General features: G+C 59.2%; 14 protein-coding genes. 5 read left to right on the top strand and 9 right to left on the bottom strand.

Going from position 1 to position 14,550, the window contains the following annotated elements; genetic code table 11:
- Positions 1 to 43: 43 nt before the first annotated feature.
- Both ACQZ6F_RS00125 and ACQZ6F_RS00120 read right to left on the bottom strand, forming a co-directional pair.
- Entirely contained in the window at positions 44 to 1,036 is a 993-nt protein-coding gene (locus ACQZ6F_RS00125; protein ID WP_449096319.1) for a fatty acid desaturase, read from the bottom strand.
- Positions 1,037 to 1,106: 70 nt separating this feature from the next.
- Complete coding sequence (locus ACQZ6F_RS00120) at positions 1,107 to 1,655, bottom strand: OsmC family protein (protein WP_449095452.1); 549 nt, start codon at positions 1,653 to 1,655, stop codon at positions 1,107 to 1,109.
- Positions 1,656 to 2,362: 707 nt separating this feature from the next.
- Between ACQZ6F_RS00120 and ACQZ6F_RS00115 the strand changes: the two genes are divergently transcribed.
- The 4 genes from ACQZ6F_RS00115 (at position 2,363) to ACQZ6F_RS00100 (ending at position 4,226) form a co-directional block, all read left to right on the top strand.
- Positions 2,363 to 2,560, top strand: a complete 198-nt coding sequence (locus ACQZ6F_RS00115) for a hypothetical protein (RefSeq protein WP_449095453.1) — start codon at positions 2,363 to 2,365, stop codon at positions 2,558 to 2,560.
- 13 nt (positions 2,561 to 2,573) lie between these two features.
- A complete protein-coding gene (locus ACQZ6F_RS00110) occupies positions 2,574 to 2,765 on the top strand; it encodes a hypothetical protein (protein ID WP_068391935.1) in 192 nt (63 codons plus the stop codon).
- Between the two features lie 81 nt (positions 2,766 to 2,846).
- The gene (locus ACQZ6F_RS00105) at positions 2,847 to 3,692 is read left to right on the top strand and encodes a VOC family protein (RefSeq protein ID WP_449095454.1); all 846 of its coding nucleotides are present in this window, start codon (positions 2,847 to 2,849) and stop codon (positions 3,690 to 3,692) included.
- Between the two features lie 234 nt (positions 3,693 to 3,926).
- Positions 3,927 to 4,226, top strand: a complete 300-nt coding sequence (locus ACQZ6F_RS00100; protein WP_077467239.1) for a hypothetical protein — start codon at positions 3,927 to 3,929, stop codon at positions 4,224 to 4,226.
- Positions 4,227 to 4,297: 71 nt separating this feature from the next.
- Here ACQZ6F_RS00100 and ACQZ6F_RS00095 read toward each other — a convergent pair whose 3' ends face one another.
- From ACQZ6F_RS00095 to ACQZ6F_RS00065, 7 genes are all read right to left on the bottom strand, one after another.
- Positions 4,298 to 5,050: a 2OG-Fe(II) oxygenase gene (locus ACQZ6F_RS00095; RefSeq protein ID WP_449095455.1), complete on the bottom strand. Its 753-nt coding sequence runs from the start codon at positions 5,048 to 5,050 to the stop codon at positions 4,298 to 4,300.
- Positions 5,047 to 5,595 carry a methylated-DNA--[protein]-cysteine S-methyltransferase gene (locus tag ACQZ6F_RS00090; protein ID WP_449095456.1) on the bottom strand — a complete coding sequence of 183 codons (549 nt, stop codon included), beginning with the start codon at positions 5,593 to 5,595 and terminating at the stop codon, positions 5,047 to 5,049. Before ACQZ6F_RS00090 ends, ACQZ6F_RS00095 begins: the two co-directional genes overlap by 4 nt.
- Positions 5,596 to 5,691: 96 nt before the next feature.
- On the bottom strand, positions 5,692 to 5,943 hold the full coding sequence (locus tag ACQZ6F_RS00085; protein ID WP_449095457.1) for a hypothetical protein: 252 nt from the start codon (positions 5,941 to 5,943) through the stop codon (positions 5,692 to 5,694).
- Between the two features lie 150 nt (positions 5,944 to 6,093).
- Positions 6,094 to 7,026, bottom strand: coding sequence for a DMT family transporter (locus ACQZ6F_RS00080; protein ID WP_449095458.1), 933 nt, complete (start codon positions 7,024 to 7,026; stop codon positions 6,094 to 6,096).
- 122 nt (positions 7,027 to 7,148) lie between these two features.
- Positions 7,149 to 8,246, bottom strand: a complete 1,098-nt coding sequence (ada, locus tag ACQZ6F_RS00075) for a bifunctional DNA-binding transcriptional regulator/O6-methylguanine-DNA methyltransferase Ada (protein ID WP_449095459.1) — start codon at positions 8,244 to 8,246, stop codon at positions 7,149 to 7,151.
- A 219-nt stretch (positions 8,247 to 8,465) separates the two neighbouring features.
- The gene (locus ACQZ6F_RS00070; protein WP_449095460.1) at positions 8,466 to 8,915 is read right to left on the bottom strand and encodes an ester cyclase; all 450 of its coding nucleotides are present in this window, start codon (positions 8,913 to 8,915) and stop codon (positions 8,466 to 8,468) included.
- Positions 8,916 to 9,163: 248 nt separating this feature from the next.
- Positions 9,164 to 10,498 carry an epoxide hydrolase family protein gene (locus ACQZ6F_RS00065; protein WP_449095461.1) on the bottom strand — a complete coding sequence of 445 codons (1,335 nt, stop codon included), beginning with the start codon at positions 10,496 to 10,498 and terminating at the stop codon, positions 9,164 to 9,166.
- 315 nt (positions 10,499 to 10,813) lie between these two features.
- Here ACQZ6F_RS00065 and ACQZ6F_RS00060 point away from each other — a divergent pair, with 315 nt between their 5' ends.
- On the top strand, positions 10,814 to 14,515 hold the full coding sequence (locus tag ACQZ6F_RS00060) for an autotransporter domain-containing protein (protein ID WP_449095462.1): 3,702 nt from the start codon (positions 10,814 to 10,816) through the stop codon (positions 14,513 to 14,515).
- Positions 14,516 to 14,550: the final 35 nt, after the last annotated feature.

Genomic DNA, 14,550 nt, shown 5'->3' with positions numbered 1-14,550 from the left:
ATAAGCGTCAGAACAAAGGAAAAACTGAACAGGGGTCATCTGTCTATGAGATGTGACTTTCCAGTTTCTCCGAAGCCTGCGGAGTGACTATGCGATCCATAAGCACTTCCCGGTGGAGCGCGGGATGGGCCACCTGCTCCTTCGGCTTAAGAGCATAGGCACGCAGAATAGCCAGATAGTTCGGAAAGACATAGCCGCCATTGATGCGCTGCCACTCCTCGCGCGTCGTCTCATAGAGTTCCGGCAGGCGATACCAGGGCACCCACGGCAACTTGTGATGAACGATGTGGAGGTTGTTGTATAGAAACAGCGGCGCAAGAAGAGAGCGCTCGACGATGATGGTGCGGCCATCCGGGTCTTCCGACCATTGATGTTCACAGTATGAGCGGATCGCGACGAGCGCCAGCCCGAGGTAGCCGACCGTCAGCGCATAGAACCAGATCGGCATAGCAAAGAGAAAATGTATGGCGAGCCCCACCGGCACGAGGCCGATAAAATGCATGATCCAAGCCATTCTTTTCTGCCTGTTGCCAGCCACAATCAAACGCCATTCGCTGATGGTAAAACCAATGACGTTGAGCGGCGGTCCGAGAAGCATTCGTCCTATCAGCGTGTTGTTGATGGTGAGAAGAAATTGAAAGGCTCTCGGCAGGTTCAGCCAATCGCCAAGGGTGCGATAATAGCTTTCGGGATCGTCATAGGGGTCCGTCAGGCGCTCGTCGGTATGGTGTTGAAGATGCGTGTCCCTGTAACTGCGATAGGGATAGAAAAGTCCGATCGGCAGAAAGACCAACAGCTCGTTCAAGCGTTCGTTGCGGAAAGGGTGACCGTGAAGGACCTCGTGCTGCAGGGAGGAATGAAAGGCAATACAGATACCCAACAGGATGAGCGATACATTCGGCAGAACCGGATACAGGAACACGCCGATCATCAGCCAGATGAGATGACAGCCGACCAGCAGGAATAGTGTTGGCCACTCCACGGCGGGAACGGATTTTCTCTCGCTCAGATGGTGAACGATATGGGAGTCGGCCATAGCATCTCTTCTTGAAGGTAGGATTGAAGAACTATGCGCGCTGCGCCAACGTGGGGACCGGTCGTCATAGTCAGGGGCTTGTTGCCGATTGACCGGGCTGCTGATGGTCGACCCGACCACGCACCTCGTTTCCACGCTTCAGAAGATTGAGGATCGGGCACAGCATCTCCACGGTCGCCTGCAGCCGGGCGATCTCCTCGCCGCTTGCGAGAGATACAACCGTGACCAGATAGTTGATGTCCTGGGGATAGACGGGCACATCCTCATGTCCCTCCGCCCCGGCACGAGCATCGATGGTCGCCGAGACTTCCGCGTGAAGTGATTCCAACGGCACACCCTGGTCGGAAGCATGGATCAGATAGGTATGGGTCAAACAGCTCGAAAGCGCGCCCAGCAACAGCTCCGGTGACGACGGGCCCAGATTGTAGCCGGCAAAATCGGGCGGGCTGTCGGAGATAACCTGGAAATCCCGAATTCTGATCCGGCGGACACCGCTGCGACCTTCGGCGCTGGCGCTCGCTTTCAAGACAACAGCGCCGAGTTCTCCCGATTTTACGCGCGCACTCCGATGAAGCAGAGCTGCGCGCTTCTGCCCGAGATATTCATTCAAGGTTGTCATTGCTGTTTCGCCCTTTGACCATCAATTCAACTCGCCACCGGCTCCGGCCGGATCCGCAACGAGTGTACAATTTATAGCCGTCGGATCGCCTAATAGTCGATAAAATTTATAGACTTTATGGCGACGTAAGGCAAAGAATATTGCCGATATGCGTCCATCCATGAAAATTTTGATCGCCGGGATCAGGGAAGAAAAAGAAAGGGCTCTCGGCACAGCCGGAGCCCTTCAAAGTTTGAAGGTCAAAAACCTCCAGAGGGAACAGCCAACGCAGCGCAACAGGGAGGAACGAAACGCTAGTCGCGTTGACTACACCCACAATGCATCCACCTGGCCTCGAACGCGACAGATAGAGTGACCGAATTTGCCCCGGTATCCGACATATATGTCTAATATTCCGCAAGAACTTGGAAAATACCGGCCTGACACAGGCTGCGCTCAAGCGATCTTTTGAGCTCGGGGAAGAGATGCGCCTGGGAGCACAGACACCAAACCGCGGATACGCCAACGCCCAATTCGCGCAGGCCTTTCAAAAGATAAAACTCGATAAGATATGGAATTCTTTTCTACGATTGCCAGGTTCGTTTGGTACCAACCGGAATGGTCATCCATAATAGCACATTATATAATCTACTAAATTGATAGACTAAAGACCCCCACCCTTTGTCGGACATGCCCGGCAGAGGGGCTGATAGGATCGGGTGACCCCAATGGCGAAACAGGTGATCGAATATGCCGGCATGCCTGTCGGCATCGTAGTTCCCGATAGGGACTTGTTGAAATTCATCGCCGTGAAATTTCATGTGCATGAGCTCGATGGCCAGCATTTTGCGTCCTCGTCGGACGTGCTGCGCGCGATCCATAAACTGATGTCCACTTCACGCGCAAGCGTTCATCACGCAGCTTGAGTGGAGAGAAATCATGGGCAGGCTACGCCATTTCTTTCGCCTCTCCGCCGAGCGCGACGACCTTGAAACGAGACTGCTTCTTCGCGAGTTCCGCTCGCTGTTTCTCGACGACCATTTCGAGGATGGCACAGAGAAAGAGCTCCAATCGAAATGTGCCGAGCTCTCCACCGCGATCTCGTCGCGCCGCTTCAGGCACCGCCATTGATCAGAGATACTGATCTCCACCTCACATTGAGATGCCCCCCCTCGCGGCCATCTAACAGATCTAATCCTGGAGACTCCATTCATGTCCGTTACGGCTCAGCCCCTCGTCCTCGATCACGCGGTCATCGGCGTACTCGACCAGCTCGACACCGCCGCGGAGCTCTATCGCAAACTCGGATTCGCGCTGACACCCCGAGGCTACCACACGCTCGGTTCCATCAATCATCTTGCCGTCTTCGCCGACAATTATGTCGAGCTGCTTGGCTTCCCACCGGAGGGCGACAAGAAGAGGACCGATCTCTGGTCCTATCCGGTCGGCCTGAACGGGCTAGCCTTTCGCACCACCGATGCTGCCACTCTGCAAGGTGAATTGGCGGCTGCCGGAAAACCGGTGACGGATTGGAGAGATTTCTCGCGCCCCGTTGACGTGGATGGCGAGCAAAAGCCGGCAAGCTTTCGTACCTTCCAGATCGGCGGAGACACGATTTCGAACGGCCGCTTCTTCTTCTGCCAGCACAATACGCCGGAGCTCGTCTGGCGTCCGGTTGATCAGAACCACCCAAATGGTGTTTTGAACATCAGCGACGTCTTCATCGTCAGCCGTGCGCCTCAAACGATCACCGAACTGCTCGACGGTTTTCCATCGGCCGCCGCCCCGCAAATCCACGAGGGCGGGATCTCGATCCAGGCGGGTGTTGTGACAATCCATCTCATATCCGAGGCAAGCGCCCTCACCCGCTTCGGTTCGGCCGTGCCACAGGGTTTTGAGGGCAATGAGCGCAAAGTGGCACTCGGCCTGAAAGTCCGCTCATTGAAGACCGCAGCGGATGCTCTGGCGTTCGGAGGTTTTTCACCCCAGCCATTTGACGGCGGTCTGCTCATTGATGCAGATGCCGCCAGTGGCGTCGCGCTCTGGTTCAAGGAATAGGCAGGGTTCAGCCAGGTTTGCAGGAATATAAGGCGGGACATCCACATCGCGCAAAATCTGAAGCTGCTGGATCGGGTGCGTAGGCTTTCGATTTGAAGATAAGAAGCGGAGTGACCCGAAGCCTTGTTCGTGTAGATTGGCTGTACGGCGCATTGTCGATGGCAATCCTGCCGTGTGATCCCGCGCTTTCTAGATCAACGGGGTCAAGGCGCCACGAAAGATCCGGAGGGGCATATGTGGAGAACCACGCTATCCATCGCTTTGGTGCTCGGCGTCGCTGCGCCGGCTATGGCGATCGACAAGTTTGACATCCGCACACAGAATTGCGCGAGCGTCCATGCGATCCTCGGGCGAGATCGTCAGGCAATCCTGCGTTTTCCATCCCGTGATGGACGCGTGACGCTCTATGATCGCTACGTCTCGACCCCTGCCCAATGCGGCCCTGGTCAATATGGCATTCGCGCCTCTGTCCCGGCAGCCGACGGCGCTTGCCCCGTCGTGAGTTGCCGCCCTCTCAACGATTTCGCGCCTTGACTGGGGCAGCGGCGTACTAGCAACCGAACAGCGTCCGACGCCGCGAGAGCCGCGGTGCCGGTATTGTTTCCTCATCGGGCATCGTGGAAGATGATCCCGACTGTGTGACGCATCCCGGAGCGGACGCGGCTCACACCGTGGCGCAGGTTGACGCGATAGTTGCCTTTCGTTCCCTGAACCGGACGGTTGTGAACCGCAAAGGCGACGGCGTCTCCCTGGTGTAGCGGCACGACCTCGACGCGGCTCTGCATGCGCGGCCGCTGCTCGGTCAGAGCGAATTCACCGCCCGTGAAATCGCGGCCCGGCTCGGAGAGCAGGATCGCCACCTGGATCGGGAAACACAGATCCCCATACAGATCCTGGTGCAGGCAATTGAAATCACCGGGAACATATTGCAGCAGCAGCGGTGTCGGCCGGGTCTGGCCGGCATCGTGGCATTGTTGCAGATACGAGGCATGGTCAGCGGGGAACCGCTGAACCATTCCCATACGTTCGTTCCAGTCGTTGGCGACGCCGGCGAGGCGCGGATAGAGCGCCGTGCGTAAGCCGCCGACAAGGTCGGGCAGCGGATAGTTGAAGTAGCGATACTCGCCCTTCCCGAAGCCATGCCGCGCCATGATGATATGGCTGCGGAAATGGCTCTTGTCACGATAGAGCGCGGCGATGTGGCTGCACTCCTCCGGCGTGAGAAGCTTCGGCAGTACCGCGCAGCCGTAGCTGTCGAGCTCGCCTGTCAGCGCCCTCCAGTCGTAGGCGGCAACGCGCGCCTCTGCAGACATATCCGCAGAGGCCGAAACGGTGGCGGTGACGAATGGCCGGCTCATGCCATGGCCTCCTTGCGGATCAACTCGCGCTTGCGCTCGATGCCCCAGCGATAGCCTGCGAGCTCTCCATCCATACGGACGACACGGTGGCACGGGATTGCCAACGCAATCGGATTGGCCGCGCAGGCGCTGGCGACGGCTCTCGGATTCGTCAGCGGACTGATCGACTTGCCCAACTCCGCGTAACTGACCGTCTTGCCGACAGTAATTGTCTTCAGCTTTTCCCAGACACGGCGCTGAAACGGCGTGCCGCGCAGATCGAGCGTCAGATGAAGGCCAGTAGAGGGCCTTGCGATATAGCGCAGGACTTTCATGACATCACCCTTCACCAGGGCCTCACTTGCGATGAGTGTCGATCGCGGGAAGCGATCGGCAAGATCCGCCGTCAGCTCCTCGGCATTGTCGCCGACAAGGATCGCGCAGACGCCCTTTGCGCTGCGCGCGACCAGCACCACGCCGAGTTCGCAGTCGGCGATGGCGTAGGAAAGAGTATCGGTGGCCGTTGAAGTGGAATGCAGGGTGTCAGTCTCAATCGCGAGGTTCATTGTCGTATCTCCTTGATTTGTCCTCATGATCGAAGCTACGTCTTCAGCCGCGTTTCCAAACTCCGATCCTTGCTTTCAAATCGAAACTTTGCTCGATCAGGCAAGTCTGAGAACGGTGGTTTCTGCGAGTAGATAGGTCTCACCTGAGGTAAAGCGGACTTCGATTTCCCCATTTTCGAGCATGGCCCATTCCGCATAACCATCGGCCACGAGCTGGCCGATATATGTCATGACAAGCGCCTTATCCGCGTTGTCCTGGGCAAGCGCGACGAGCGCGTCGGTAGCCTCTTTGGTTCCGGGTAGCTTGCCCCGGCTCGCCTTTGCGTCGAATCCGCCGCGCGAGAACATGGTAGCGGGTGTCCTTGTTTTCGTCGTTGCAGCTAACCAGTCGTGGATGACCTGAAATCAGCGTGGCTCGTGCCAGGACGCCGGCCGACGCCTGAGGCCGTCTATCGTCATCACGCGATATCGTTCGCCTGCGGGATCAGACGAGCCACGTCAGGCAGATCTAAGTTTCAATCTTTTCACGAGGCGGCCATCGATGGCAGCGAGTGCCATGCCGATCAGCATCATGCCAATGAACTGCTTGGTATCGAGCTGTTCGCTCAGCACCAGCGCGCCGAGCAGAATGGCACTGACCGGAATAAGGAAGGTGACCAGCATAAGGTTGGTCGTGCCGGCGGTGGCGAGGATGCGGAAATACAGCACATAGGCAAGCGCTGTGGAGAGTGCCGCTATTCCGAGTACCGCCGCCCACACCGACAAGCCCGGCATTGCCAGCGTCCAGGGATGGTCGACGAGGAGCGCGACCGGCAACACCATCAGCGTCGAGGCTGTGACCTGGCCGGTGGCGGTCACCATCGGCGCCACGCCCATACGGCGGAAACGGCGGCCGAATAGCGCTGCGAAAGCATAGGATATCGCGGCGCCCAGCACGGCCAACTGAGCCAGAATGGTTGCGCCCAAGCCGTCGAACACATTCGGGCCGATCATGATGGTCACGCCAATCAGGCCGATCACGACACCGGCGAGACGGTTGCCGGTCATTTTCTCCTCCGCCGTGAAGAAATGCGTAACGATCACCGTCCAGAGCGGCGTGGTGGCGTTGAGGATCGCGGCAAGACCGGAGACGATATGCGTCTGACCCCAAACGATCAGGCAGAACGGGATCGCATTGTTGAGCAAGCCCATGCCGAAAAAGGCGATCCAGCTGCGAGCATCGGTCGGAAGCCGCAGGCCCAGCAACGGGATCGTTGCATTGAGGATGACTGCAGCGCCGGCAACGCGCAACAACACCAATGTGAATGGCGGCAAGGCTCGCAAGGCGACATCGGTGAAAAAGAATGACCCGCCCCATAGCGCTGAAAGTGCAAGCAGCATCGCCCATTCATGCGAGGTCATCGGGCGATTGATGGCGGGGGTAGCAATCATGGTTGCGGCTCCTTGAGTTCCGCTGCACCGTGCGACGTGGGCACGCACCCCGCACTCCGATTCCTGCTTTCAAATCGACAATCACGCGGCGGATGCATGAAGCTCAGGATGCAATACGCGGATCAAGCAGTCTGCGCCGCCTCGCGATCGAGCAGCGCCCGCTTGCGGTCGACGCCCCATGCGTAGCCGGAAAGCGCTCCGTCGTTGCGCACCACACGATGGCAGGGAATGGCGACGGCGATATTGTTCGCCGCGCACGCACCGGCGACCGCCCTAGTCGCGGTCGGGGATCCGATACGACGCGCGATATCGGAATAGGATACGCGCTCGCCCACCGGGATCTCCTGCAGCGCCTGCCAGACACGGCGCTGGAATGCCGTGCCGCGAACGTCCAAAGGCAGATCAAGCCCGATGCCGGGATTCTCGACAAAGCCGACGATGCGAGCAATCAAGGCCTCGTACTCACGATCCATGCCGATCAGGCGAGCTTTCGGGAAACGATCCTGAAGGTTACGAACCAGCTCGTCCGGATCGTCGCCGAGCAGGATCGAGGCGACGCCCTTCGCGCTCGAGGCAACGAGGATCGCGCCGAGATAGGTCTGACCGACCGCGAACTTGATGTCTTCGTTTGCTCCGCCGGCACGATATTGCGTCGGGGTCATGCCGAGCATGCCGGTCGATTTCTCGTAGAAACGGCCGCTCGAATTGAACCCCGCATCGTAGATTGCCTCGGTGACGCTGGCGCCGGTTTCCAGACCCTCGCGGAGCTTTTTCGCGCGATCGGCGGCGGTGTAGGCTTTCGGCGTCAGGCCCGTCGAAGCCTTGAAAATACGATGGAAATAGCTCGCGCTGCAATCGACCGCCGCCGCGAGATCATCCAGCGACCGTTCTTCCTCGCTCTCCTCGATGATGCGGCATGCCTTTGCCACCAGGGCGGCATTCTCGCTATCGAGCGACAGACCTTCGGGATTGCACCGTTTGCAAGGCCGGAACCCGGTCGCGCGTGCGCTTTCGATCGTGTCGTGCAGCGAGACGTTTTTCGGATTTGCCGTGCGCGACGGGCATGAAGGGCGACAATAAATGCCTGTGGTCGAGACCGAATACCAGAGTTGGCCATCAGCGGATTTGTCCCGCGTGGCAACGCGTGCCCAGCGGGGATCATCCACGACGGAAAAGAATGAAGTGCGAAGTGCCGGCTGAAGCTGTGTCCTGGTCATCATTACCATCTTCTCTGGTTGTTCCGGCTCGATCTTGCGTCCGATCTGCGCTGATCACACTCCGATCCTTGCTCTCAAATCAGAATAATACCCACCCGATTCCTGCGGGAAGGCCGAGAAGGGTCAGAAAGCAAATGAGGCTCGCACCGGGGGGGCGTGCGAGCCTCAACTCTTCATTCGGAGAAAAGCCTATCCTTCCAGGCAGGCCATATCCCGTTTCGATCAGGCCTTGTTGATGAGCCCAAGCTGCATCATGGCCGTCAGCCCGTCGTCCAGGCCGTTCTCCTCGACGATCAAACCATTGACGACCTTCAGGACCGTCTTGCCGGTGAAGTGCATCTTGCGGCCGGTTGCGGCAGGCAGGCCACCGAGAAGAAAGTCGTCGAATGCCGGGCCCGTATGCGTGCCTCCACCTTCCCATTGGCCGACGACATAATCACCTTCGGCGATCAGATCGGCAGTGCCCCAGAAGTTGAGGTCTGAGAACGCGGCACGGAAGTCGGTCATGAACGCCTTGATGTCTGCGCGGCCGCGGCGCGGCTCGTGCAGCGAATACTGCAGGAGCATATCGGGCGCCGCGATCTCATCGATAACGGCAAGATTGACGTCCTTGCCCCAGAATTCGGTGAACCAGCGTACGACGACGGCCTTGTTGTCTTCTTCCTTGCTCATGGAAACAATCCTCTTCTCGCTTCGAGCTACAATCGAAACCGCTCGATGGCCTGGATGAGAGGTATTGGAGCGAGAGAACCGCCAAACTCCGGTTCTTACCTTCGAACTGGAAACCGCATCCCGAGATGCGACTGCTGCCGTTAAAGAAGTGGTCCTCAAGGAGCAGCGCCCTTTTGTTCCGGGAGCCAGAGGATGAATACCCTGCAGGTTTGCGGCCCCTGGTAAGGGGCCGCATTCTCTCCATATGGTCAACGCAAGGGCTTAAAGGCTGCCCGCAACTCCTCGGCGAACAGCTGGGGCTGTTCCCATGCCGCAAAGTGACCGCCCTTGTCGACCTGGTGGTAGTAGTAGAGCGTTGGGTAGGCCTTCTTGCTCCAGCTCTCCGGGGCGCGATAGATTTCCTGAGGGAAGACCGAGATGGCCACCGGGATCTTGATGTCCCTGGTCTTCTGAGCCTCGGCACTGAAGTTGTTGTTGTTGTTTTCCCAGTAGAAGCGTGACGACGATGCACCGGTGTTCGTGAGCCAATACAAGGTAATGTCATTCAGCATTTCGTCGCGGGAAAAAACACGCTCCGGAACGCCGCCGCTGTCACTCCATTGAGCGAACTTCTCATACATCCATGCCGCCAGACCAGAGGGTGAATCGGAAAGCGAATAACCGATCGTTTGCGGCCGCGTTACCATCATGGCGCCATAGGCGGCGTTTCGTCCGAAGAAGGTGCTGAGCGAGTGGAACGCCTCTGCCTCCGGCTTCGAAAGCCCTGCCGGGGCCGGATCACCGCTGTTGATGGGCTTCACAAGGTCGCCCGGAATGGTTGCGGGCATGTTGAGGTGGATGCCGAGCAAGCCCTTTGGCGCCTGGCGGGCCAGAGCATCCGATATGACCGAGCCGTGGTCGCCGCCCTGGGAGACGTAGTGGTCATATCCCAGCCGCTTCATCAACACATCCCATGCCCGCGCCGTTCGGTCGGGCCCCCAGCCCAGATCAACGGGCTTTCCGGAAAATCCATAGCCGGGGATCGACGGGATGACGACATCGAATGCGTCTTCCGCACGCCCGCCATAGGCAGTGGGATCGGTCAATGGGCCGATGGCCTTGATGAATTCGAATGTCGAACCCGGCCAGCCGTGGGTCAAGATGACCGGAAGCGCGTTGGGATGACGGGAACGAACATGGATGAACTGGATGTCCAAACCATCGATCGTGGTGACGAATTCCGGCAAGGCGTTGAGTTGCGCTTCAGCCTTGCGCCAGTCGTAATCCGTGCCCCAGTACCGCACGAGATCCTGGACCTGTGCCAGCTGGATGCCCTGCGAGGAATCGCCGACCGTTTCCTTGTCCGGCCAGCGCGTATCCGCGATACGCTTGCGCAGGTCGTCCAGTTGCGCCTGCGGAACATGGATCGGGAACGGCCTTATGCTTTCATCCGAACTTGCTTTTACAACAGCGGTCTGGGAGGTATCGGCCGCGTTGGCCGGCGTCAGATATCCGACAGGCACGAGCATAATAGAACCGACGGCGAATGAGACCACCCGCGCGGTGAGACGATTTCGGCTGGAAACCCCTTCGATCTTTGTCATGAGATACTCCTTGTTCTGTGCCGCACCTGCGGCACCCGTTGACGAAGGGACCTTGAAAGATCGACGTATCCCGCATGTTTCGGGAACGGCCCGAATTGTATCGGCTTGTAGGAGAGGCGCGGTCGCCCGACTGAAATTGATTGACCGGCTGAATGCTCCGGTCGCGGAAAGCGACGGTTTCCCTTGCGCGGGCGGAATGAATTTCCAGAGGCTTCGCGGACCTAAGCGATCAATTTTGGCGCCGAATTTACAGAACGTTAACCATAAATGTCGTTTCTACAGATGTGCAACATCACGTTGTAGGAAGCATTTTCAATGTTGGCTGCGGCTCGCGCCATCTTGCGCATCTCGACCTTTCTCGTGCCGATTTCGGCCTGCATGACGCCGGTAGCAGCCGGCGCTGCGTCGTTGTCGTGGACGGGTGCCGTCGATAGCGACTGGAGCAACGCCGGCAACTGGTCGGCGGTCTCGGTCCCGAGCTCCATTACCTCCGTCGTAATCGACGGCGGTAATCTTCCCGCCGAAGTCCTGGGTGGCAGCTCGGTTTCCGCGAGCGACCTGACGGTCGGTCTCGACGCCAATGGCGCCCTGACGGTTTTCGCCACCCTACATACATCGTCGGCCGCCTTGGGCTCCCACGCCGGCGCTACCGGTCTCCTTGACCTGACGGGTGCCGGTGCCAGCTGGCAAAATGACGGTACACTTGTCGTAGGCGATCAGGGAGCGGGAACATTTACGATCAGCGCCGGAGCGCAGTATCTGGGCGATGGAGCTGCCTATATCGGCAATGCAGCCGGCAGTGTCGGCAGCATCGCCGTGAACGGCCAATCGACCTTCACGCTCTCCGGCGGTCAGCCCCTGTTCATCGGCTATAACGGGCAAGGCTCTTTTGATGTGACATCGGGCGCAACCGCCAGCACCGGCGATGCGACACTCGGCTATGGCGCGGGCAGCACTGGCAACGTCTCGATTTCCGGCTCCGGAACCAGCTGGCTGATCAATGGCGATCTGATCGTTGGCGACAACGGTACTGGAACGATGGCCATATCCACTGGTGCAACCGTTTCAAACGACAATGGCACGATCGGCCTTGGGAGCAGCAACGGCACCAGCTCCCTGACGGTCTCGGGTCTCGGCTCGCAATGGACCACGAGTGGCATCTTGACCGTGGGATCGAGTGGCGATGGTGCTCTCTCGGTTTATTCCGGAGCAACGGTTTCAAGTGCTTCTGCCATCGTCGGTCGCTTCGCCAGCGGCTCCGTCACGGTTGGTGGCTCCGGTTCGCTTTGGGATACCGGCGCGCTGCTGGTCGGCGGCGATCACGCCGACGCCGATAGTTCCGGCGCGGATGGCAGGCTTGATATCAGCACCGGTGGGGAAGTCAAAAGCACGTCGGCTGTCATTGCTGACGGCAAGAATTCGATTGGGGCGGTGACAGTCGATGGTGCCGGCTCGCATTGGGATATCAATGCCGATCTCGGGATCGGCAATCAGGGTGACGGATCGCTGACCGTATCGGGAGAGGCAAGTGTTAGCGCTGCGACGGCAACGCTCGGCAAGGAGAGTCCATCGAGTGGCAGCGTGGTCGTTGTTGGAAGCAACAGCCATTTCGATATCAACGGCGACTTTGAAGACGGGGTAGCCGGCTCCGGGTCGTTGAAAGTTCTGGCCGGGGCCACGGCTTCCACTGGAAACGCCTCGCTCGGCACCGCTTCGGGCGGCAATGGCCAGGCACTTGTCAGCGGCGCTGGCAGCCATTGGGATATCAATGGCGAGCTGGAGATCGGCAGCGCAAATGAGGGAACGGGAGAGCTTGCGGTTTCATCGGCAGGCACGGTGAAAAGCCAGGGCGCCAGCATCGCGGCATCGTCAGGCTCAAGCGGTTCGGCGACTGTCACGGGTTCCGGTTCAAGCTGGAGCAATCAGGGCACGCTTGCCGTCGGTGATGCCGGAAACGGCAGCCTGGATGTCATTCTCGGCGGCAAGGTCAGCACGGCAAACGCTATCATCGGCAATGCTACGGGAAGCCGCGGCGCTGTGACCGTCACCGGCGAAGGATCGACCCTTTCCGTCGACAACGCGCTCACCGTCGGGCAGGCCGGTGACGCCGCCCTCACCTTGAGCGGCGGCGCAGCGCTTTCCGCCTCGAGCCTGACGATATCAGCCCAGACAGGATCGACAGCCTCGGTCAATATCGGATCGGCGCTCGGCCAGACCGCGACGGGGACTGCAACCCTCGACGTCGACGCCATTCATTTCGGCAGCGGCAATGGCTCTCTCGTCTTCAATTTCGCCGGTGCTCCCCAATCGTTGAATGCCGCAATCGATGGGACCGGATCCATCTATGTCGCATCCGGCAACGTTACGCTGACCGGCAATTCGAGCGCCTTCAGTGGTCTGACGACGATCACGGGCGGCAGCCTCATTGTCGATGGCACCTTGGGCGGCACGATTGCCTTGAGCGGCTATGGACAGCTCGGTGGAACAGGTACTGTCGGCTCGATGGTTGTCGGAGCCGGTTCGACGCTAGCACCTGGCAGCAACGGCGCCGGCACGCTGACCATCGATGGCGATCTTACCGCGCAAAGCGGCTCCACCATTCTCATCGAAGGGAATGGAACGACTTCCAGCCGGATCGACGTTACCGGGGCCGCCAACCTGACAGGCGGAACGCTTTCGCTGGTCGGCGCTGATCTGAAGGCCTTCACGAATTATACGATCATTTCGGCAGGAAATGGCATCTCCGGCAGCTTTGATGCCATTCAATCGAACTACGCCTTTGTCACCCCTGTTCTTGGCTATTCCGGCAACACGATCGACCTCACGCTGGAACGCAATGGCATTTCGTTTGCCACCGCCGGGGCAAATGCCAACCAGCGTTCAGCGGCACACGGTATTGAAAGCCTGGGGGCGTCGAACACGCTCTATAATGCCGTCGCCGTGTTGACTCTCAATGAAGCGTCCGCCGCGCTGAAGCAACTGGCCGGCGAGATTCACACGTCCCTTGCCAGCACGGCCTTCGACAATGGCCGCTTTGTCCGTGACGCCGCGATCGATCGCCTGCGCGGCCTGCAAGGTGGTGTCACCAACAGCACCGCGCAGACACGAATATCGGGAGATGCAGGCCTTGCCTATACAGATGTCGGCCAGCGCCAGAAGACGGGATCGGAACGAGCGATCGATGACATCCTTTCCGACCCAGCCAACGGCCTCGCGACATTCTGGAGCGCGCCTTACGGGGGTTGGACGTCTTCGGACAATGGCAGCAGCAATACCGGCGGTATATTGTTCGGTTTCGATACCATGCTTGATGGCTCGGACTGGCGCGTTGGCGCGCTTGCAGGTTATGGCCGCAGCCGGTTCAGTCAATCGGGCGTCTCGGCCCATGCCGATACCGACAATTACAATGTCGGGCTCTATGCCGGCAGGCAGTGGGGCGCCCTGGCGCTTCGGCTCGGCAGCACCTACACCTTGCAATCCGTTTCAACTCTGAGAGACATTAATTTCTCGGGTTATTCGGACGAACTCAGAGCCGACTATTATGCGCATACGGCGCAGGTGTTTGGCGAGTTGGCCTATCAGGTCTCCGCAGGCGAGACTCGCCTCGAGCCTTTCGCAAACCTCACCTTCACCGATGTGCGCACCAATGCGTTCTCTGAGCGCGGAGGAGCAGCTGCCTTGAGCGGAAGCGCCGATCAGTCTGCCATTACCTTCGCTACATTCGGTGCTCGTGCGGAGCGCGAGATCGCTCTGGCGGGCATGCCCGGCAAGCTCTACGGTTCCCTTGGCTGGCGGCACGCCTTCGGTGATCTCGATATCACGTCCCGCATGGCCTTTGCCGGCGGCGATATTTTCACCGAAAGCGGCACGGTGGTCGATCAGGACTCGCTGGTGCTCGATGCCGGTTTCGATATTGCCCTCAGCCAGCAGGTGTCACTCGCAATGAACTACAGTGGCAGCTTCGGTGCTGAAAACCGAGCCCATCTCTTCAGGCTGCTCCTGCAAGCGCGCTATTGATTGCAGTGGGAAGGCCGACGCCGTGTGTTCAGCGT

Source organism: Rhizobium sp. A22-96 (assembly GCF_053521805.1).
This window is presented reverse-complemented; position numbering and strand designations above follow the sequence as displayed.

Bases quoted from the DNA above. Each gene is read 5' to 3' on its own strand.
- ACQZ6F_RS00125 (WP_449096319.1), bottom strand. From the start codon at position 1,036: ATGGCCGACTCCCATATCGTTCACCATCTGAGCGAGAGAAAATCCGTT.
- ACQZ6F_RS00120 (WP_449095452.1), bottom strand. From the start codon at position 1,655: ATGACAACCTTGAATGAATATCTCGGGCAGAAGCGCGCAGCTCTGCTT.
- ACQZ6F_RS00115 (WP_449095453.1), top strand. From the start codon at position 2,363: ATGGCGAAACAGGTGATCGAATATGCCGGCATGCCTGTCGGCATCGTA.
- ACQZ6F_RS00110 (WP_068391935.1), top strand. From the start codon at position 2,574: ATGGGCAGGCTACGCCATTTCTTTCGCCTCTCCGCCGAGCGCGACGAC.
- ACQZ6F_RS00105 (WP_449095454.1), top strand. From the start codon at position 2,847: ATGTCCGTTACGGCTCAGCCCCTCGTCCTCGATCACGCGGTCATCGGC.
- ACQZ6F_RS00100 (WP_077467239.1), top strand. From the start codon at position 3,927: ATGTGGAGAACCACGCTATCCATCGCTTTGGTGCTCGGCGTCGCTGCG.
- ACQZ6F_RS00095 (WP_449095455.1), bottom strand. From the start codon at position 5,050: ATGAGCCGGCCATTCGTCACCGCCACCGTTTCGGCCTCTGCGGATATG.
- ACQZ6F_RS00090 (WP_449095456.1), bottom strand. From the start codon at position 5,595: ATGAACCTCGCGATTGAGACTGACACCCTGCATTCCACTTCAACGGCC.
- ACQZ6F_RS00085 (WP_449095457.1), bottom strand. From the start codon at position 5,943: ATGTTCTCGCGCGGCGGATTCGACGCAAAGGCGAGCCGGGGCAAGCTA.
- ACQZ6F_RS00080 (WP_449095458.1), bottom strand. From the start codon at position 7,026: ATGATTGCTACCCCCGCCATCAATCGCCCGATGACCTCGCATGAATGG.
- ada (WP_449095459.1), bottom strand. From the start codon at position 8,246: ATGATGACCAGGACACAGCTTCAGCCGGCACTTCGCACTTCATTCTTT.
- ACQZ6F_RS00070 (WP_449095460.1), bottom strand. From the start codon at position 8,915: ATGAGCAAGGAAGAAGACAACAAGGCCGTCGTCGTACGCTGGTTCACC.
- ACQZ6F_RS00065 (WP_449095461.1), bottom strand. From the start codon at position 10,498: ATGACAAAGATCGAAGGGGTTTCCAGCCGAAATCGTCTCACCGCGCGG.
- ACQZ6F_RS00060 (WP_449095462.1), top strand. From the start codon at position 10,814: ATGTTGGCTGCGGCTCGCGCCATCTTGCGCATCTCGACCTTTCTCGTG.